General features: G+C 69.4%; 18 protein-coding genes. 6 read left to right on the top strand and 12 right to left on the bottom strand.

Translation table 11 applies throughout. The features are described 5' to 3' along the window. Nucleotides 1-49 precede the first annotated feature (49 nt). From ABGA98_RS03055 to ABGA98_RS03045, 3 genes are read right to left on the bottom strand one after another with little or no spacing between them, the layout of a single operon-like run. Complete coding sequence (locus tag ABGA98_RS03055) at nucleotides 50-805, bottom strand: enoyl-CoA hydratase/isomerase family protein (protein WP_347616618.1); 756 nt, start codon at nucleotides 803-805, stop codon at nucleotides 50-52. Further along, nucleotides 802-2,277, bottom strand: a complete 1,476-nt coding sequence (locus ABGA98_RS03050) for an AMP-binding protein (RefSeq protein ID WP_347616617.1) — start codon at nucleotides 2,275-2,277, stop codon at nucleotides 802-804. Before ABGA98_RS03050 ends, ABGA98_RS03055 begins: the two co-directional genes overlap by 4 nt. Further along, a complete protein-coding gene (locus tag ABGA98_RS03045; RefSeq protein ID WP_347616616.1) occupies nucleotides 2,237-2,935 on the bottom strand; it encodes a TetR/AcrR family transcriptional regulator in 699 nt (232 codons plus the stop codon). Before ABGA98_RS03045 ends, ABGA98_RS03050 begins: the two co-directional genes overlap by 41 nt. 102 nt (nucleotides 2,936-3,037) lie before the next feature. Here ABGA98_RS03045 and ABGA98_RS03040 point away from each other — a divergent pair, with 102 nt between their 5' ends. From ABGA98_RS03040 to ABGA98_RS03030, 3 genes are read left to right on the top strand one after another with little or no spacing between them, the layout of a single operon-like run. Beyond that, nucleotides 3,038-3,856 carry a MerR family transcriptional regulator gene (locus tag ABGA98_RS03040; RefSeq protein ID WP_347616615.1) on the top strand — a complete coding sequence of 273 codons (819 nt, stop codon included), beginning with the start codon at nucleotides 3,038-3,040 and terminating at the stop codon, nucleotides 3,854-3,856. After that, entirely contained in the window at nucleotides 3,853-4,782 is a 930-nt protein-coding gene (locus ABGA98_RS03035; protein ID WP_347616614.1) for a sigma-70 family RNA polymerase sigma factor, read from the top strand. Before ABGA98_RS03040 ends, ABGA98_RS03035 begins: the two co-directional genes overlap by 4 nt. Before the next feature lie 17 nt (nucleotides 4,783-4,799). Next, nucleotides 4,800-5,285, top strand: coding sequence for a GyrI-like domain-containing protein (locus tag ABGA98_RS03030; RefSeq protein ID WP_347616613.1), 486 nt, complete (start codon nucleotides 4,800-4,802; stop codon nucleotides 5,283-5,285). Nucleotides 5,286-5,384: 99 nt separating this feature from the next. Here ABGA98_RS03030 and ABGA98_RS03025 read toward each other — a convergent pair whose 3' ends face one another. The 6 genes from ABGA98_RS03025 to ABGA98_RS03000 all read right to left on the bottom strand — a co-directional run bounded on the left by ABGA98_RS03025 (nucleotide 5,385) and on the right by ABGA98_RS03000 (nucleotide 12,952). Next, nucleotides 5,385-6,794, bottom strand: coding sequence for an ATP-binding protein (locus ABGA98_RS03025; RefSeq protein ID WP_347616612.1), 1,410 nt, complete (start codon nucleotides 6,792-6,794; stop codon nucleotides 5,385-5,387). Nucleotides 6,795-6,976: 182 nt separating this feature from the next. Continuing rightward, nucleotides 6,977-7,339, bottom strand: a complete 363-nt coding sequence (locus ABGA98_RS03020) for a hypothetical protein (protein WP_347616611.1) — start codon at nucleotides 7,337-7,339, stop codon at nucleotides 6,977-6,979. 884 nt (nucleotides 7,340-8,223) lie between these two features. Beyond that, entirely contained in the window at nucleotides 8,224-9,855 is a 1,632-nt protein-coding gene (locus tag ABGA98_RS03015) for a phospho-sugar mutase (protein WP_347616610.1), read from the bottom strand. Further along, nucleotides 9,852-10,655, bottom strand: a complete 804-nt coding sequence (locus ABGA98_RS03010; protein ID WP_347616609.1) for a purine-nucleoside phosphorylase — start codon at nucleotides 10,653-10,655, stop codon at nucleotides 9,852-9,854. The genes ABGA98_RS03015 and ABGA98_RS03010 overlap by 4 nt, the downstream gene beginning before the upstream one ends. Before the next feature lie 3 nt (nucleotides 10,656-10,658). Next, complete coding sequence (locus tag ABGA98_RS03005) at nucleotides 10,659-11,963, bottom strand: M20/M25/M40 family metallo-hydrolase (protein WP_347616608.1); 1,305 nt, start codon at nucleotides 11,961-11,963, stop codon at nucleotides 10,659-10,661. Further along, nucleotides 11,960-12,952, bottom strand: coding sequence for an Lrp/AsnC family transcriptional regulator (locus ABGA98_RS03000; RefSeq protein ID WP_347616607.1), 993 nt, complete (start codon nucleotides 12,950-12,952; stop codon nucleotides 11,960-11,962). The genes ABGA98_RS03005 and ABGA98_RS03000 overlap by 4 nt, the downstream gene beginning before the upstream one ends. Before the next feature lie 109 nt (nucleotides 12,953-13,061). On the opposite strand from ABGA98_RS03000, the gene ABGA98_RS02995 reads away from it, so the two are divergent. Beyond that, a complete protein-coding gene (locus tag ABGA98_RS02995; protein ID WP_347616606.1) occupies nucleotides 13,062-14,366 on the top strand; it encodes an MFS transporter in 1,305 nt (434 codons plus the stop codon). On the opposite strand, the gene ABGA98_RS02990 is transcribed toward ABGA98_RS02995, so the two are convergent. Further along, nucleotides 14,363-14,854 carry a gamma-glutamylcyclotransferase gene (locus ABGA98_RS02990; RefSeq protein WP_347616605.1) on the bottom strand — a complete coding sequence of 164 codons (492 nt, stop codon included), beginning with the start codon at nucleotides 14,852-14,854 and terminating at the stop codon, nucleotides 14,363-14,365. The genes ABGA98_RS02995 and ABGA98_RS02990 overlap by 4 nt on opposite strands. A gap of 142 nt (nucleotides 14,855-14,996) precedes the next feature. On the opposite strand from ABGA98_RS02990, the gene ABGA98_RS02985 reads away from it, so the two are divergent. Together ABGA98_RS02985 and ABGA98_RS02980 are read left to right on the top strand one after the other, a co-directional pair. Next, a complete protein-coding gene (locus tag ABGA98_RS02985; RefSeq protein WP_347616604.1) occupies nucleotides 14,997-16,385 on the top strand; it encodes an NAD(P)H-quinone dehydrogenase in 1,389 nt (462 codons plus the stop codon). Nucleotides 16,386-16,529: 144 nt separating this feature from the next. Continuing rightward, nucleotides 16,530-17,357 (top strand): alpha/beta hydrolase, encoded by an 828-nt coding sequence (locus ABGA98_RS02980; protein ID WP_347616603.1) that lies wholly within the window; start codon nucleotides 16,530-16,532, stop codon nucleotides 17,355-17,357. Nucleotides 17,358-17,419: 62 nt separating this feature from the next. Here the strand turns inward: ABGA98_RS02980 and ABGA98_RS02975 are convergent, their stop codons facing one another. Then, entirely contained in the window at nucleotides 17,420-17,623 is a 204-nt protein-coding gene (locus tag ABGA98_RS02975; protein WP_347617694.1) for a DUF397 domain-containing protein, read from the bottom strand. After that, entirely contained in the window at nucleotides 17,620-18,453 is an 834-nt protein-coding gene (locus tag ABGA98_RS02970) for a helix-turn-helix transcriptional regulator (protein ID WP_347616602.1), read from the bottom strand. The genes ABGA98_RS02975 and ABGA98_RS02970 overlap by 4 nt, the downstream gene beginning before the upstream one ends. Nucleotides 18,454-18,535: the final 82 nt, after the last annotated feature.

Here is an 18,535-nt window from a genome sequence, read left to right as displayed (position 1 = left end):
AGCACCACCGCGAGGGTCGCCGGCTCGTCAGGAGTTCCGTGGCCGTCGCTCAGCCGGGGGAGTCCTGGCCGGGCCGGCGCGTGCGGTCGATGAACTTCGTCATGCCCGCCTGGGCGATGCCCGCCTCCTCCACGAGCCTGGCCGCCTCCGTCTCCGCCTCGAAGGCCCGCTCGACCTCGCGCGCCGGCGGCCGCAGCAGCCGGAGGTGCACGGCGGTGGCCGTGCCGGGCGCGGTCCAGCGGTGCACGCGGGCGATCGCCGCGTCGAGCAGCGCCTCCGGCGCGACGATCTCGTCCAGCAGGCCCGCGGCCAGGGCGTCGTGCGCGCTCATGCGGGTCGAGTCGAGCACCAGCCGCAGCGCCCTTGCGCCCGCCAGGCGGGGAAGCAGGTAGCTGGCGGCGTTCGAGATCGACAGGCCGATGTGGTTCTCGGGTAGGAAATACTCGGCCGACGGGGTGCCGATGCGCGTGTCGAAGCAGAGCGTCCACTCGGCGGCCCCGCCGACGGCCAGGCCGTTGACCGCCGCCACGACCGGTACGCGCGTCTCCAGAACGGCTCTGGTCATGTCGTGGAACGACGCCACCTCGTCGACCAGCGAACGGCCGGCGGCCTCGTGGATGTCCTCCCCGGCGGAGAAGGCCCGGCCCGTGCCGGTGACCACGATGCCCCTGGCGCTCCTGCCATCGCCGTGGTCCCGTACGGCCGCCGCGAGGTCCCTGCGCATGCCGGTGGTGAGGGCGTTGAGCTTGGCGGGCCGGGCGAGGGTGATCAGCGCCACCCCGTCGCGTTCGGTGACTTCGATCATGGTCTCTCCTTGCCGACGGGGATGGCGGGAGCGGCGCGCTGGTCACGTCCGGGGTGGAGCAGGTGGCGTTTCTCGATACGGGCCGACGGGGTGAGCGTGAACGACTCGACGAACTCCACGTACGCCGGGACCTTGAAGCGGGCCAGCCGGCCTCTGGCGTGCTCGATGACGTCCATGGCGGTACGCGCGTCGGAGGCGTGACCGGGGCGGAGCTGGAGGAATGCCTTGGGCAGTTCGCCCCACAGGTCGTCGGGGATGGGCACCAGGGCCGCCTGGAGCACGGCCGGGTGCTGGGTGAGCACACGTTCGACCTCGGCGCAGGAGATGTTCTCGCCGCCCCTGCGCACCATGTCCTTGATCCGCCCGGCGTGGTGGAGGTAGCCGTGGTCGTCGCGGAAGCCCAGGTCGCCGGTGTGGTACCAGCCGCCTCTGAAGGCGTGGGCGGTCGCCTCGGGGTGGTTCCAGTAGCCCTTCATCATGGGCACGCCCCTGACCAGGATCTCGCCGTCGTCGTCGAGCCTGACCTCCTTGCCCGGTGGCGCGACGCCCATGGCGCCGGTGCCGACCGTGTCGTCCGCGTCGACGGCCGCCACCAGGTCGGGGCCGCTCTCCGTGGAGCCGTAGAGCTCGCGCCATGGCGCGCCCCAGCGTTCCTCGAACGTGTGATGCAGCTCGGGCGGGATGCCGGAGCAGAGCACGAGCCGCATGCGGTTGTCGCGGTCACGCGGGTGGGGTGGCTGCTTGTGCAGCAGCAGGGGCATGGTGCCGAGCAGGTATGTGAGCGTCGCGCCGTGCTCCCTGGCCGAGTTCCAGAAGCCGGAGGCGGAGAAGCGGGGGAGCACCACGAGGGGGATGCCGCCGGCGAGGCAGAGCACGGTGAGCCATTGGGGGTCCATGTACGAGTACGCCTGGGCGATGATCACGACGTCTTCGTCGCGGAGGCGTGCCTGGTCGGCGACGATCTGGGCGGTCCTGAGCCAGTAGTCGTGGGTGAGCATGCAGGCTTTGGGGAAGCCCGTGGTGCCCGACGTGTACTGAAAATTGGCAACATCGTCGGCTTTGACGGAGACCTGCGGGCTCCGGTCGCCCGCCTGCCGGATCAGGGTCCGCGGGTCGCGGCACGGCCCCGGGTTGATCGCGGCCACGTCGTCCGTGGTCAGTGTCAGCACCGCGCCCGAGTCGTCGAGCACGTGACTCAGGTCGGCCGCCTGGTAGCGCACGTTCACCGGGACGGCGATCGCCCCGGCCTTCAGGATCGCGAGCCAGCTCAGCGGCCATTCGGGCACGTTGTCCAGCATGATCGCCACCCGGTGGCCCGGGCGCACGCCCTGGTCGATCAGGGCGGCGGCCAGGCGGTCCGACCGGGTGTCCGCGGCGTCGAAGGTCAGCGAGGTGTCGGGGAAGCGGAGGAACTCGCGCGTGCCGTACGTTCTAGCGGCGTGCCTCATCAGGTCGGGGATCGTTGTGTGCATCCGGCGGCTCCCACGGAAAGTCGGGCAGCAGGGAGAAGTCAGGACTTGTCGTGACCTGGGCGGGGGCGCGTACGGCGGCCAGGCCGATCGTGACGAACTCGGCGCACACCTGCTCCAGCGTGGAGTCCCCGTCGGGGCGGTACCACTCGCTGGTGCCGGTGCACATCGACATCAGGGCGAGGCGGGTCAGCTTCTGGTCGGCGACGCGGAAGATGCCCCCGGCGACGCCGTCGGCCAGCGTGCGCTTCCAGTGGGCCTCGTACGCGTCGCGCAGGGCGATGATCTCGACGTGGGCGGTCGAGCCCGGCGTCAGGGAGCGCAGCTCGCCGTCCATGACGCGGGTGGTCAGGGGGTTGAGGGCGTGGATGGCGGTGAGCGAGCCGATCAGCAGGGCCAGCCGATCGGCCGCGCCGCCGGCCGTGGCCAGCATGCCTTCCGTGGCGTCGTTCAGGCCCTGCTGGGCGACGCGCATGAGGTCGGCGAGCAGGGCCTCCTTGCTCGCCACGTGGTGATAGATCCCGGCGTTGGTCATGTTGACGGCCCGGCCGAGGTCCCTGATGCTCGTCGCGGCGTAGCCCTGCCGGGCGAACAGCAGCACCGCGGCGGTCCTGATCCGCTCGTGCGCGTCAGTGTCAGGGTCCGTGAGGTTGACGATCATGGCACCTACCGAACGTTCGGTCGCCTCGCAAGCTACCTCAACTCCTGAAAAATCGCCATAGGTTGACTCTGACACCGTGTGAGGCCCTAGACCGGAGACGTCATGTTCACCATCGGAGAGTTCGCCAGGCTGGGGCTGGTGTCCGTACGCATGTTGCGGCACTATGACGCGATCGGGCTGCTGCGCCCCGCGCACGTCGACCCGGTCAGCGGCTACCGCTCCTACCAGGCCGCGCAACTGTCCCGGCTCAACCGCATCGTCGCGATCAAGGACCTCGGCTTCACGCTGGAGCAGGTCAGGGCCATCCTCGACGAGAAGGTCAGCACGGAGGAACTGCACGGCATGGTACGCATGCGCCGCGCCCAGCTCGAAGCCCGGATCAGCGCCGACCTGGCGAGGTTGCGCAGCGTCGAGGCACGCCTGCGGACGATCGAAACGGAGGGCCACATGGAGAGTGCGGAGGTCGTGCTGAAGCGCGTCGCCCCGATCAGGGTCGCCGAGCTCAGCGCCAGGGCGGCCAGCTACGAGGAAGAGGACATCGGCCCGGTCATCCAGCCCCTTTTCGCCGAAATCTGCCGCCGCGTGGAGGAGGCCGCGGTCAAGGTCGTGGGCCCGGGGGTCGCCTACTACGAGGAGGAGGACGACGGCTCGGTCATGGCCCACGCCTGCCTGCCGGTGTCCGCGACGCCCGGCGACCACGACTTCCAGGTCCTCGACCTGCCGGCGATCGAGACGGCGGCCACGATCATCCACCACGGGTCGATGGAGGAGGTGGGGCAGACGTTCCAGACCCTGGCCCACTGGATCGAGGAGCACGGCTACCGTTCGCTCGCCCTGGCCAGGGAGGTCTCCCTGCACTGCCCGGAAAACCTGGACGAATGGGTGACGGAGCTCCAGATCGCGGTGGTTCCGGCCGGATGACGGACGTCGAGGAGGAACTCGAACACCACCGGGTGGCGCTGACCGGCTACTGCTACCGCATGCTCGGCTCGGGCTTCGAGGCCGAGGACGCGGTGCAGGAGACGTTCGTCAGGGCCTGGCGGACGTACGATGCCGCTCGGGGCGGGCTGCGCACGTGGCTGTTCCACCTGGCCACGAACGTCTGCTTCGACATGCTCAGGGGCCCGCAGCGCCGCGCCCGCGCCATGGACCTGGGCCCCGCCGCTACCCCCGGCGACGCCCTGGGCGAGCCGCTGCCGCCGAGCCGCTGGATCCAGCCCGTCCCGGACGCGAAGGTGCTCGACCCGGCCGAACTGGCGGTCACCCGGGAGACGGTCCGGCTGGCGTTCGTGGCGGCGCTCCAGCACCTGCCGCCGCGGCAGCGCGCCGTGCTCATCCTCCGCGACGTCCTCACGTGGTCCGCCGCCGAGACGGCCGCCCTGCTGTCCACCACCGTCCCGTCGGTCAACAGCGCGCTCCAGCGCGCCCGTGCCAAGCTCCCCCCGGCGGAGGAGACCGACGAGACGGTGGACGAGGGCCTGCTGGCCCGGTACGTGTCGGCGTTCGAACGGTACGACGTGGCCGCGCTGGTGTCGCTGCTGCATGAGGACGCGACGTCGTCGATGCCGCCGTTCGCGTGGTGGTTGCGCGGGCGCGAGCACATCCACCTGGTCCTGACCGCGGCCGCCGCGAGCGGCGATGCCCCGTGCGCGGGCTCCCGCCTGCTGCCGGTCAGGGCGAACGGCTCCCCGGCCTTCGGCCAGTATCTGAACGGCGAGCCGTTCGCCCTGGTCGTCCTCGACGTCGCCGGTGGCCGCATCGCGAGCGAGACCACCTACCTCGATCCCGGTCTGTTCCCGTTCTTCGGCCTGCCGATGAGTTTCGCGGCGCCGCTCCGTACAGGTTGATGAAGGAGGAACAGAACATGCCACAGATCGTCGAACTTCCCGAGCGGCCGTACGTCGGGGTGCGCGGGACCATCACCATGACCACCTTCGGCCTCGTCGCCGACCGGATCGGGGAGATCATCGGCTGGCTCGCCCAACGCGGCCACGCCCCCGCCGGAGCGCCCTTCCTCAGGTATGACGCCATCAACATGCCGGAGGACCGGCTGGTGGTGCAGGCGGGCGTCCCGGTGGCCGAGCCGGTGGAGGGCGAGGGCGACATCTTCGCCGCCACCCTGCCCGCCGGCCGCTACGCCGTCACGTCCCACCACGGACACCCCGACCAGCTCATCGGCGTCATCGAGGCGCTGCTGAAGTGGGGCGCGGAGCAGAGGCTCGCCTGGGACATGACGGAGAAGGACGGGACGGAGCACTGGGGCTGCCGGCTGGAGCTCTTCCAGACCGATCCCAGGGTCGAGCCCGACATGCACAACTGGGACACCGACCTGCAGATCCGCCTCGCCTGAGTAGGTCTCATGGTTGAGACCAACACGCGCTGTTGGTCTCAACCCCGGTCTCTAGCGGACCTGATCTCGCGTTGGTCTCATCGCTGAGACCATCCGTGCTCATCGCCAGGCGTCGACCAGGTGCTCAGGGGTGATGTGCGTGACGCCCTCCACCTCGCAGCCGCTGCGGGAGACGGCGTAGAGCGGCGTGGAGGAGTCGACTCCGGGCATCTTGGACCGGTGCACGATGAGCTCGCTCAGATCATGGTGATCGAACGGGCGGTTCTCCAGCCATTTGACGGACCCGACCATCGTGATCTGCTTAGCGACCGGCTCCCGGTCCGCGCCGACGATGTCGATCTTCGGATCGTTGGTCCTGGTCCAGAAGCCCCCGATCGCTCCCGTCGCCTCGGGCAGGCCGTCCATACGGCGAAGCGACTCCTGGATCAGGGGCTCGACGGCGACTCCGCGCCATGATGTCCAAGAGCTGCGGATCCGCTCCAGGACCTTGTCTCCCCGGCCGCGTTCGATGTCCGTCAGGCGGTTGGCGATGAAGGGAATCCAGAAGCGCAAGTGAGAGTCGATGACGCGGTAGCGCGACTCTCGTGAGGGGCGCGTCGACAAGGGCCGGTCCACAGCGATCATGCGCTTCTCGAGCAGAAGCTGAAGTGCGCGGTTCATCGTCGCGCGCGGGATCTCCTGGGTGGCGGTCGCGATGTTGGAGTGTGTGCGCTGGCCCGACCCGATGGCGTTCAGGGTCTGGCGGGCATGCGCTTCTGGCGGAAATTCAGCGGCGAGGGCCCGCTCGCCGCTGACGACCAGAGCCGACAGCGGGTCGTGGAGTGCCTGCTCCAGATATGCCCAGAGCGGGGCGCCCTTGGGCCACTCCTCACAGATCATCGGCAACCCGCCTGAAACCAGGTGTGCGTCGAACGCCGCCTCAGGGGGCAGATCAAGAGCCTGTCCGACGTCGTACGGTGTGAGGGGGCCCACTATGAAGTCGGCGGCCCGCTGGTAGAAGGGGCGGCCATAGGTGTTGATGGCTTCCATCATCGACAGATCCGAGCCGATGAGGAGAAGGAGGACCGGCCGTCTCGAGAACTCCCTGTCGAAGAGCTTCTGCAGCACGCTCTCCAGCGTGGGATCTGCCTTGACAAGGTAGGGGAGCTCATCGATGACCACGATGCTGGGGGAGTGTTCGGGCAGGGCGCGTGCCAGGAGGGAAAGCGCGTCGTGCCACGATTCGGGTTGCTCGACATCGAAGACGGAAGCGGCGGGGAGGTTGGACGATGACGCCTCGTCCGTGAAGATGTGGAGTTCTTCACGGAGCGTCTGCCCCGTCGCCGTGTAGTACAGGTGAGGCACCTGCGCCTGCCGGATGAACTCCTCCGCCAGCCTGGATTTTCCGACCCGGCGGCGTCCTCTCATCAGGAGTGCGCGTCCCGGCCGATCGAAATGACGGCGATTCGTCTTTTCAAGCGCACGCGTGAGGGCGGTCAGTTCTCGTCGCCTGCCGATGAAGGGTTCCACCGTTCCTCCAGTTAGTCTCACCGGTGAGACTAACGCAGCTATTGGTATCAAGGTGGGGATATTCTGACCCTGAGTGGGACGGTGGTCTCACGGATGAGACCACCGACGTTGGTGCATCCACCTGTGGATGGTTCACCAGTGGTGCGACCACGGGCGGGCCTTGCCTGAGTGCCCCAGACCGGCTATGGCCTTGTGTCCGGCGGGTCGTTGTCCTGGGGGCGCGGTGTGAGGGCGGCCCGGATGACCAGCGTCGCCACCCGTGCGATGAACGAAGGGGTGAGCACGGCGCCGGCCGCGCCCTGGCGGGCCGGGCCGGACGTCATCATCTGCGTGGCCCGGCCCGCGCCCAGGCAGGCCGTGGATGCGACGGCCACGGCCACCCACGGGCTGTAGCCCTGGGGAAGCAGCATGTCCACGAAGATCGGGTACGTGGCCAGCGCGCTCATGAACGCGATCACCCAGGACGCGGTCCCCCCGGACGGCTGAACGGGTGCGGGGGTCTGTGGGCGGCGGCTCCTGCCGGAACGTGCGGGCGATGTCGCCATCGGTGTTCTCCTCTCGTCCGGGAACGTCGGTGCTCGGTTTGACTCCAGGTGGAAGGCGTCGAAACGCGGCACGGAAAGAGGCCGCTTTTCGGCGCCGGTCTATGAGGGGCTCGTGTTTCTCGTCTCCTGGGCAAACAGGAGAGCGGGAGCTCCTCGTAGTGCGGTAAGCATGGCATGACGACTTGCGCTCACGCCAGGTGACCGTGCCGCGAATAAGGTTCCCGCTTTCGTCGCAGCGCGTGGCGGAGAAAAACGAAAAGGTCTCCCGTTTGCCCGGGAGACCTCTTCTGTCAACGGTTTTCCGGCGTCCACCTGGAGTCAGCGGACCATCTTCCGGAATCAGAGGAGAGGGCTGGGAGCGCTCGCGTCGACGTGCCTTCCCCTGCCCCTTCCAGGCCTTGCGTCCACGCGATCGGACTCAAGGTCATCGTTGTAATTGTACAGGTGAGAGGGGTTGATGTCCTTGCTTCCGCAGTTCGGTCGAGGGGTGGTTTGTCCGGAATGTGTGGCGTGTGGGGTGGGTTTGCGCGTGAACTGAGAATACTTGATGGCTTCGGGTTGGATGGCGTGTTATGAGGCGGTATGAGGTGACTTTCTGGCCCGCGATTCGAGGAACGATCTTTCGCTTCCGCGTGGCGAACCGTCGGCGGCCGATGGAAATCTTCGGCGTTTACAAAAACGCCTCCAGGCGCAATCCGATGCGTTTAACCGGCTCGGCTGGAACGTAATCCAAGGTGCGGCGGAAGAATCATTTCTCCCTTGCTGAATCGGCAGGTCGGCAAGGGCCGCGGGCGGCTTGAGTAAAATCTATGGCGTGGGCGTGTCGGGCTGCGTGCGGGCCTCCCGAATATCACCGTGCGTCTCGCCTGAATAACGCAGGGTAACTACGAGGGGTCGAGCAGGGCGGAGAGTTCTCTCTGCAGGAGGTCGAGCTCGCGGGCCGCCACGGCCCGTGCCTCGGTGACCTCGCCCGCCACCGGCACGACCGCCTCCAGATAGCACTTGAGCTTGGGCTCCGTGCCCGAGGGGCGCACCACCACGCGGGCGTCCCCCTCCAGCGCGTAGCGCAGCCCGTCGGTCGGCGGCAGGCCGCCGTAGCCCCTGGCCAGGTCGTCGGCCCGCAACACCGCCCGCCCGCCGAGCGTCGCGGGCGGGGCCGCGCGCAGCCGTGACATGGCGCCGGCGATCAGCGACAGGTCGGACACCCGGATGGACAGTTGCTCCGTGGCGTGCAGCCCGTAGCGCCGGGCCTGGTCGTCCAGCAGGTCCAGCAGCGTACGCCCGGCGCGCTTGGCCTCCGCCGCGATACCCGCCACCACCAGCGCCGCACCGATGCCGTCCTTGTCCCGGACCGGGAGGCCGGCGTCGGTGCCGACGCTGTAGCCGATGGCCTCCTCGTAGCCGAAGACCAGCCCCGGCCCCGCCTTGATGATCCATTTGAAGCCGGTCAGCGTCTCGCCGTAGCGCACGCCGTGCGCCTGCGCGATCTTGCCGAGCAACGTCGAGGAGACGATGGTGGTGGCCACCATCCGGTCACCGGTGGTGTGCGCGATGACGTGCTCGGCCAGCAGGCCACCGACCTCGTCGCCGGTCAGCATGCGGCAACCGCCGCCGGGCAACGGCACCCCCACCGAGCACCGGTCGGCGTCGGGGTCGTTGGCGAGGACCAGGTCCGCGCCGACCTCGGCGGCCAGCGCCACGGCCAGATCCATCGCGCCCGGCTCCTCCGGGTTGGGGAAGGGCACCGTCGGGAAGCGGGGATCGGGTTCGCGCTGCTCCTCGACCGCCAGCGGCGAAGGGAACCCGGCGGCCAGGAACGCGCCCGTCAGCGTGGCGGCGCCCACCCCGTGCAGCGGCGTGTAGGCCACCTTCAGGTCGCGGGCGTCGCCCAGCGGGAGCGACGTCACGGCGGCGATGTAGTCGTCGACGATGCCCTCGCCCAGCTCCGTCAGCGTGCCGGGGCCGTCGATCAGCAGCCGGTCGACGCGGCCGACGGCGTCGATGGCGGCCGAGATCCCGCGGTCGATCGGCGGCACGATCTGGGAGCCGTCGTCCCAGTAGACCTTGTAGCCGCTGTCACGCGGCGGGTTGTGGCTGGCGGTGACCGCCACGCCCGCGTCCGCGCCGAGGCGGCGTACGGCGAAGGCCAGCACGGGCGTGGGCAGCGGGCCGGGCAGGAGTGAGGCGTGCACCCCTGCGCCCGTCAGCACGGCGGCCGTGTCGCGGGCGAACACGTCGGACTTGTGCCGCGCGTCGTAGCCGATGACCACGTGCTTGCCGGGCCCGAGCACCGCGGCCAGGCCGGCGGCGGCGCGCATGACGGTGACGCGGTTCATCCGGTTGGGGCCGGCGCCGAGCTCGCCGCGCAGGCCCGCCGTGCCGAACTCGAGCCGGGCGCCGAAGCGCTCTTCGAGCGCGGCCAGGTCCTCCCCCTCGACCAGGCGGGAGAGCTCGGCGCGGGTGTCGGGGTCGGGATCCTGGGACAGCCACTCGCGCGCCTGCCGCAGAACGCTCAAAGCCGGTCCACCACCTTGGCCAGCAGCACGCCCATGCGGGCCGCCGTGGCCCGGCCGACCTCCAGGACCTCCTCGTGGTCGAGCGGCTCGCCGGACAGGCCCGCTCCCGGGTTGGTGACCAGGGAGATGCCGAGCACCTCCAGCCCGGCCTCGCGGGCGGCGACGGCCTCCAGCACGGTGGACATGCCGATCATGTCGCCGCCCAGCGTGCGGCACATGCGGATCTCGGCGGGCGTCTCGTACGTGGGCCCGCGGAAGGCGATGTAGACGCCTTCGGCCAGCGTCGGGTCGATCTCGCGGACCAGCGCGCGCAGGCGGCGGGAGTAGACCTCGGTGAGGTCGAGGAACGTGGTGCCGGTGATCGCGTTGGACCCGGTCAGGTTGATGTGGTCGCTGATCAGTACGGGGTCGCCGACGTTCTGCGTCTCCGGGCGCAGGCCGCCGGCCGCGTTGGTCAGCACGAGCGTGCGGACCCCGGCCGCGGCCGCCGTGCGCACGCCGTGCACCACGGCGTCGACCCCGAGCCCTTCGTAGAGGTGCGTACGCCCGAGGAACACCAGCGCGTGCCGCCCCGCGGAGGTGCGGACCACGCGGATCCTGCCGCCGTGGCCCGCCACGGCGGGGGCGCGGAACCCCGGCAGGCCGGTGAACGGGATCTCGCTCACCGTCTCGCCGATCGCCTCGGCGGCGGGCACCCACCCCGACCCCATGACGAGCGCCACGTCGAAGGTGTCGAGGCCGGTGGCGGCACGCAGCGCCGTGGCGGCCTCGGAGGCCAGGGTGTAAGGGTCTTCACTCACGTTTCAGTAGTTTAGGAGGAACCGGTCCAGAACCCGCACGCCGAAGTGCAGCGCGTCCACCGGCACCCGCTCGTCCACGCCGTGGAACATCGCCGCGAAGTCCATGTCCGCAGGCAGCCGCAGCGGCACGAAACCGAAGCCGCGCACGCCCAGGTCGGCGAAGAAGGTCTTGTTGTCGGTGCCGCCCGACATGCAGTACGGGATCGCCCGCGCCGCCGGGTCCTCGGCCTTCAGCGCCGCGATCATCGACTCGACCAGCGCGCCGTCGAACGAGGTCTCCAGCGCGATGTCGTGGTGCACGAAGTCGCGCCGCACCTTCGGTCCGAGCAGCGAGTCGACGGTCTTGAAGAACTCCTCCTCGAACCCCGGCAGGAAGCGCCCGTCGACCACGGCCGTGGCCTGGCCGGGGATCACGTTCGACTTGTAGCCGGCGCCGAGCTGGGTGGGGTTGGTGGTGTGCCTCAGCGTCGCCCCGACGAAGCGCACCAGCGGCCCGATCCTGTCCAGGATCGGCTGCGGGTCGTTCTCGTCGAACGGGATGCCGTACGCGGACGCGACCTCGGTGAGGAACCGGCGGACCGTGGGCGTGTAGGTGAGCGGCCAGTCGTGCTCGCCGATCCTGGCGACCGCCCTGGCGACCTCGGTGACGGCGTTGTCGTCGTTGAGCATGGATCCGTGGCCCGCGGTGCCGTCGGCGGTCAGCTTCATCCAGGCCAGGCCCTTCTGGGCGGTCTCGATGAGGTAGAGGCGCAACGACGGGTCGACCTCCAGGGAGTAGCCGCCGACCTCGCTGATCGACTCGGTGACCCCTTCGAAGAGCTCGGGGTGGTTGGCCGTGAGGTATTTGGCGCCGTACACGCCGCCGGCCTCCTCGTCGGCCAGCCAGGCGAAGACGATGTCGCGGCGCGGCCTGCGCCCTTCGCGCTTCATCTGGCGCAGCACCGCCAGCATCATCGCGTCCATGTCCTTCATGTCCACCGCGCCGCGGCCCCAGATGTAGCCGTCGCGCACCTCGCCGGCGAACGGGTCGACCGTCCAGTCGGCGGCGTTGGCGGGCACGACGTCCAGGTGCCCGTGCACGAGCAGGGCGGGCAGGGTCGGGTCGTCGCCCTCGACGCGGGTGACGACGTTGCCGCGGCCCGGCTCGCTCTCGACGTACGTGGACTCGATCCCGACCTCGGCCAGCCTGGCCATGACGACCTCGGCAGCGGCGCGCTCGCCGGGCCCGCTGCCGTCCCCGTAGTTGCTGCTGTCGACGCGGATCAGCTCCACGCAGAGGTCGGCGACTTCCTTCTCGGCAGGTGTCATGGCGTTTTCTCCCAACGGTGATCCAGCGTGAGCAGTCCGGACTTGAGCAGGTGGCCGCGCTTGTGAGCGCGGGTGATGAGGGTGAGGTCGATGTCGGTGATCTCGTCGTGCCGGCCGACGACGCCGGTCAGGAAACGGTAGAGGTCGGCCTCGTGGGCCGCCACCACCTGCACGATGAGGGAGTGGGTGCCTGTGGTGGCGGCGCAGTAACGGACGTTCTGGTGCGCGGCCAGTCGCCGGCCCACCAGGTCGAGCCCGTGCGGGCGGACCTTCAACCAGAGCATGGCCTCGACCTCCAGGCCGAGCAGCGCGGGTTCGACCTCCGCGCGCGGCAGCAGCAGCCGCCGTTCGAGCAGCGAGGTGACGCGCCGGCGGGCGGTCGGCACGGAGATGTCGAGCCGCTCGGCGACCGCGGTGAAGGCGATCCTGCCGTCGTGGGCGAGCAGCTGGGCGATCTCCTCCTCCAGCGGCGACAGGCCGTCCTCGTCGGGCAGGCACTCCGGCGGCGGCGGGGGCCGGAGCTCGGCCACCTCCTGCTCGGTGAGGTAGGGCGCGTGCCATTCCGCGACGGTCCTGAACGTGTGAAGGACAACCTGGGTCTGCGTCTGCACGACGCCGTCGATCTCGCTGATCTGCGCGGAGACGATGTGGTGCAGGTCCTCGCGGGACGGGGAGACCAGCTCGCTGCCGAGGTCGGCGGCGCCGGTCAGCGAGTAGACCGAGCGCGTGTCAGGCCGGTCGGCCAGTGCCTGCGCGACCTTGCCCGCGGTGCCGGGACGCACCTGGACGTGCAGGTGGACGGGGCGGCCGTGCCCGGTGCGCAGGTCGTCGTAGATGGCCGTGACCCGCACGATCCCTTCGGCGATGAGCCGCTGGAGCCGCCGGGCGACGGTGCGTTCGTGCTCGCCCACGGCCCTGCCGAGCTCGCCCCACGAGGCGCGAGGGCTGACTTGCAACGCGGCGACCAGACGCCGGTCGAGAACATCCACCTACAACCATCTCAATGTCGGGTATGTAAATATATTCCCAGATAATTGACTGTTTCGGTCGTCCCATGCACAGTAGGCCATCACGCACTGTTCAGCAAAGGAGCCATCCGTGGCGACCTCCCCCACCACGCAGTCACCACTCGGCATCCCCAAGAGCCGCGTCCGCCAGCTCACGGCGGCCAGCATCGGCAACGTCGTCGAGTGGTACGACTGGTACGCCTACAGCTTCCTCGCGATCTACTTCTCCAGCCAGGTCTTCCCCGAGAGCGCGGGCAACAGCCTGGTCCCGCTGCTGAGCTCGTTCGCGGTGTTCGCCGTCGGGTTCTTCATGCGCCCGCTGGGCGGCCTGCTGGTCGGCGCGTTCGCCGACAGGTACGGCCGCAAGCTCGCCATGACGGGCACGATCGTGCTGATGGGCGTGGGCTCGCTGCTCGTCGGCCTGACCCCCACCTATGAGGCCGTGGGCGTGCTGGCGCCGATCATCCTCGTCGTGGCCAGGCTCATCCAGGGCCTGTCGGTGGGCGGTGAGTTCGCCGCCGCGACCACGTTCCTCGTGGAGTCGGCCCCGCCCGGCCGCCGCGGCCTGTTCTCCAGCTTCCAGTACGTCAGCACCACCATCGGCCAGCTGCTGGCCTCGGGGCTCGCGGCGGTGCTGGCCACCATGCTCGTCCAGGCCGACATGGACGCGTGGGGCTGGCGCATCCCGTTCTTCGTGGGCGCCGTGCTCAGCCTCGTGGGCCTGTGGATCCGCAAGGGCGCCGACGAGACCTCGGCCGTGGCGGAGGAGGTGCGCCAGGGCAGGGCCGAACGGCAGAAGATGTTCGAGTTCCTCAAACTGCACCCGAGGTCGGCCGCCACCATCGTGGGCATCACGATCGCCGGCACCGTCGCCTACTACACGTGGACCACGTTCCTGCCGACGTACGCGCAGATCACCGTGGACTTCGACAAGGCCGACTCGCTCCAGATCGGCACGATCTCGCTGGTCTTCTTCATGGTCCTGCAGCCGCTGCTCGGCATGTTGTCGGACCGGATCGGGCGCAGGCCGATGCTGATCGCGTTCGGGCTCGGGTTCGTGCTGCTGCCCGTGCCGCTGCTGGGCCTGCTGACCGACGCGTACGGCAGCCTGCTGACCGTGCAGCTCATCGGCATGGTCTTCCTGGGCGGCTTCACGTCGATCTCGGCGGCGGTGAACTCGGAGCTCTTCCCCACCAGGGTGCGCGCGGCCGGCGCGGGCTTCCCCTACTCGCTGACCGTGGCGCTCTTCGGCGGCACCGCCCCGCTGATCGGCACCGCGATGCAGGAGATGGGCAACCCCGGCCTCTTCCCGTGGTATATGTCGGGGCTGGCGCTGATCTCGACGCTGGTCTACATCTTCGTGTTGCCGGAGACCAAGGACCAGCCGCTGCGCTAACCGCCGACCGAGGTGCAGGGGCGCTCCCGCAGCTCCTTGACGTAGTCGTCGGGGGCGCCCGCCCGCTCGGCCGCCTCGGCCAGGCTGCCGAGGTAGCGGGCCGAGGGCAGGCCGCCCTCATAGCCGTCGAGCACGTAGACCCAGGCCACGACCTCGCCGTCGAGGGTCTGCACCCGCAGCCGCACCTTGTGGTAGCGCCCGCGGACCGCGCCCTCCCACTGGTCGAGGGAGGTCTCCTCCCACTCGGGCACGTCGTAGAGCACGACGAACACGTGCTCGTCGGGGTCTTCGACGATCGTGGCGACGGCGCCCTCCCAGGCGAGGTCCATCCCGCCGAACGTCAGGCGCCAGCCGGGCAGCCAGCCGACCCCCCAGATGGGGGAGTGGGGGGCACGCATGGCCATCTGCTCCGGGTCCATGTTGGTGCCGTAGGCGGCATAGAGCCTGAGGTCATTGGACTTGCCCGAAGGATCCGAAAGCCACGCCACGATCCACCCCTCTCGCCGGGTGCTGCTTCGTCATCCAGCTACCGCGCCATCCTGCCACGCCACCCGCCGGAGTCGATCCATCCGGATCAGGTGGCGTGGCCCGGTTGCCGCCCGCCCCACCGCGTACGGGACAATGGGAGGCGTGACGAGGATCGCGATCATCGGTGGCGGACCAGGCGGCTACGAAGCAGCACTCGTGGCCGCACAGCTAGACGCGCAGGTCACCCTGGTCGAGCAGGACGGTCCTGGCGGAGCGTGCGTGCTGACCGACTGCGTGCCGTCCAAGACGCTGATCGCGACCTCGGTCCGCAAGCAGGCCCTGCTCGACGCCCCTTCGCTGGGAGTGTCGTTCTCCGGCGGCCCCGACGGTGACGCGGGCGTGGTCGGCGTCGACCTGCCGCTGGTCAACCAGCGCGTCAAGGAGCTGGCCCAGGCGCAGTCCGCCGACATCGCCACGCGGGTGGAGGCCGAGGGCGTCGAGATCGTCAAGGCGCGCGGGCGGCTGGTCGACCCGCAGGTGGTGCGCGCGGGCGACCGTACGATCAGGGCCGACGTCGTGCTCGTGGCCACCGGCGCGACCCCGCGCGTGTTGCCGGGCGCCGAGCCCGACGGCGAGCGCATTCTCACCTGGCGCCAGCTCTACGACCTGGAGGAGCTGCCCGAGCACCTGATCGTGATCGGCTCCGGCGTGACGGGCGCCGAGTTCGCCGGCGCCTACCGCTCGCTCGGGGCGGAGGTCACGCTGGTCTCCAGCCGCGACCGGATGATGCCCAACGAGGACGCCGACGGCGCCGAGGTGCTCGAAGAGGTCTACCGGCGGCGCGGCATGAACGTCATGGGCCGCTCGCGCGCCGCCTCCGTCAAGCGCACCCACGACGGCGTGGTGGTGACGCTGGAGGACGGCCGCACGGCCGAGGGCTCGCACGCGCTGATGACCGTCGGCATGGTGCCCAACACCTCGGGCATCGGGCTGGAGGAGGCCGGGGTCCAGCTCGACGACGGCGGCTTCATCAAGGTCGACAAGGTCTCCCGCACGTCCGCGCCGGGCGTCTACGCGGCCGGCGACTGCACGGGCGTGCTCATGCTGGCCTCGGTCGCCGCCATGCAGGGACGCATCGCGGTCTGGCACGCGCTCGGCGAGGCCGTGCAGCCGTTGCGGTTGTCGACCGTGGCCTCCAACATCTTCACCGACCCGGAGATCGCGGCGGTCGGGGTCGCGCAGCGCGCGATCGAGGCAGGCGAGGTCGAGGCCAACGTGGTCAAGCTGCCGCTCGCCACCAACGCGCGGGCCAAGATGCAGGGCTTCAACGACGGGTTCGTCAAGGTGTTCTGCCGCCCGCACACCGCGATCGTGCTGGGCGGCGTGGTGGTGGCGCCGGGCGCGTCCGAGCTGATCCTGGCCGTGTCGGTGGCCGTGCAGCAGCGGCTCACCGTCGACCAGCTCGCGCACACGTTCGCGGTCTATCCCTCGATGTCGGGCTCCATCACCGAGGCCGCCCGCCGCCTCATGCAGCCGGGCGTCGCCATCTAGGCCGTTTCTTCGGCAAAGACCCGTTGGTCCGGGCTTGGCCTTACCCGACGGCGATCTGCGGTATGGCTCGTTCGCGGGTGAGGTGCTCCCGTGTGCGGCGTGCACGCGCACCCGGCATCGACACGACCACGACGGGGGAGCACCATGCCTTACGTAGCCACGCGCGACGGCACGCAGATCTTCTTCTACGACTGGGGCAGCGGCCCGCCGGTCGTCTTCTGCCACGGCTGGCCGCTCAACGCCGACGCCTGGCACGACCAGATGAAGCTGGTGGCCGACAACGGCTTCCGGGCGATCGCGCACGACCGGCGCGGGCACGGCCGCTCCAGCCAGCCGTGGGACGGCTACGACTTCGACACCTTCGCCGACGACCTGAACGACCTCATCACCGCGCTCGACCTCAACGACATCACGCTGGTGGCCCACTCGATGGGCGGTGGCGAGCTGGCCCGTTACGTCGGCAGGCACGGGACGTCCCGCCTGCGCAAGGCGGTGCTGCTGTCGGCGATCCCGCCGCTGATGCTCAGGACCGACGCCAACCCCGAAGGGACGCCGCAGGAGGTCTTCGACGATCTCAAGGCCGGCATCCTCGCCGAGCGCTCGCAGTTCTGGCGTGACAGCGCGGAGGCCTTCTTCGGCGCCAACCGCCCGGGCAACACGGTGACGCAGGGCAACAAGGACGCCTTCTGGCTGATGGGCATGGCCGAGAACATCCAGGCGGGGGTGCGCTGCGTGGACGCGTTCTCCTCCACCGACTTCACCGAGGACCTCAAGAAGTTCGACATCCCGACCCTGATCGTCCACGGAGACGACGACCAGATCGTGCCGATCGCGGCGTCCGGCGACAAGTCCTCACAACTCATCGAGAACTGCTCGTACAAGGTGTACGAGGGCGGCTCCCACGGCATCGCCCTCGTCCCGGGGCAGAAGGAGCGCTTGAACGGCGACCTGCTGGAGTTCCTGCGCGCCTGACCAGGGTCACCTCCCGGCCGGAGAAGGGGACCTGGCCCGAGGGCAGGTCCCCGTGGGCCCGGCTAAAAGTCGAACTCTCCCCTGGACATGCCTGTCCTGAATGCGCTCCACTCCGCCGAGGTGAACACCAGGGCAGGCCCGCTGCGGTCCTTGCTGTCTCTTACGGCGACACGTCCACCGCTGAGCGGAGCGACCTCCACACATTCGCCGTTGTCGCCTGAGAACGAGGACTTCCGCCAGTCCGCGACCTTGAGTTCGTCGCTCATTTCCATGTCCACTCTTCCTCCAACCTCTCTTCTATGCGTCTTATCGACAAGCTCTGAGGCAGGGCCTCCGACTGAATGGCCCGAAAGCGTCGCCTGAGGGTTTCGACGTCTTCTGGACCGTCCCACACCTTGCCGGTCACGGGGGAGTCCACGAATGCGGCATCGGGCAGGCCCGCGGAGTGGGCGATCACGAATCCGCCCAGCAAACCGGGCGTCGACATGGCGCTGAACGGCAGGATCTGAATGGTGATCGAGTCACGCCGGCTCATCTTGATCAGGTGTGCCAGTTGGTCACGGGTGATGGATTCGCTGCCGATCGGACGGTACAGGATGGATTCGTCGAGGATGGCCAGGAGCGACGGAGGAGCATCCCGCTCAAAAGCTGCTTGTCTCGCCATTCTGGCCTTGACGGACGCCTCGGTGTCGCTCTCCTTGGACCCGGGCTTGCCGCTGAGGATGGCTCGCGCGTACGCCTCCGTCTGAAGCAGACCGGCCACGATGAGCGGTGCCCAGGTGCACAACTCCCCGGCGGTCTTCTCGACCTGCAGCCACGGAGCCAGCGTCCGGAAGATCGGATCGCGACGGGTCGCCGGCAGGAAACTGACCAGTCTGCCCGGCGGGAGCCCCAGCTCGTCCTCGACCCGGCGCGCTATCAACTCGGTAGGTGACCGCTCCGCTCTTTCGAAAGCACTGACGGTGGACGCGGCATATCGCGTCTTGTCGGCGACCTGTTGAAGAGTCAGCCCAGCCTCCATGCGCACCTTGCGTAGTTCATACCCAAATCGAGCCTCCGGGCTCGCGTCGGGGTCCAACTTCTTGGGATTCGGCATCCGGCCCCCTGCTCTTTCGCAGACGTGACACAACGCGTTGCACCGATCCGCGCGTCATCTGTGTAACACGGGAACATGTGCG

The sequence above is a fragment of the Nonomuraea sp. B1E8 genome (genome assembly GCF_039871515.1).
GTDB lineage: Bacteria > Actinomycetota > Actinomycetes > Streptosporangiales > Streptosporangiaceae > Nonomuraea.
The sequence above is the reverse complement of the archived record's forward strand: the minus strand, read 5'-3'. Positions and strand labels throughout refer to the sequence as shown.

Bases quoted from the DNA above. Each gene is read 5' to 3' on its own strand.
- ABGA98_RS03035 (WP_347616614.1), top strand. From the start codon at position 3,853: ATGACGGACGTCGAGGAGGAACTCGAACACCACCGGGTGGCGCTGACC.
- ABGA98_RS03005 (WP_347616608.1), bottom strand. From the start codon at position 11,963: ATGACACCTGCCGAGAAGGAAGTCGCCGACCTCTGCGTGGAGCTGATC.
- ABGA98_RS02970 (WP_347616602.1), bottom strand. From the start codon at position 18,453: ATGCCGAATCCCAAGAAGTTGGACCCCGACGCGAGCCCGGAGGCTCGA.
- ABGA98_RS02980 (WP_347616603.1), top strand. From the start codon at position 16,530: ATGCCTTACGTAGCCACGCGCGACGGCACGCAGATCTTCTTCTACGAC.
- ABGA98_RS02975 (WP_347617694.1), bottom strand. From the start codon at position 17,623: ATGAGCGACGAACTCAAGGTCGCGGACTGGCGGAAGTCCTCGTTCTCA.
- ABGA98_RS03030 (WP_347616613.1), top strand. From the start codon at position 4,800: ATGCCACAGATCGTCGAACTTCCCGAGCGGCCGTACGTCGGGGTGCGC.
- ABGA98_RS03055 (WP_347616618.1), bottom strand. From the start codon at position 805: ATGATCGAAGTCACCGAACGCGACGGGGTGGCGCTGATCACCCTCGCC.
- ABGA98_RS03040 (WP_347616615.1), top strand. From the start codon at position 3,038: ATGTTCACCATCGGAGAGTTCGCCAGGCTGGGGCTGGTGTCCGTACGC.
- ABGA98_RS03045 (WP_347616616.1), bottom strand. From the start codon at position 2,935: ATGATCGTCAACCTCACGGACCCTGACACTGACGCGCACGAGCGGATC.
- ABGA98_RS03050 (WP_347616617.1), bottom strand. From the start codon at position 2,277: ATGCACACAACGATCCCCGACCTGATGAGGCACGCCGCTAGAACGTAC.
- ABGA98_RS03020 (WP_347616611.1), bottom strand. From the start codon at position 7,339: ATGGCGACATCGCCCGCACGTTCCGGCAGGAGCCGCCGCCCACAGACC.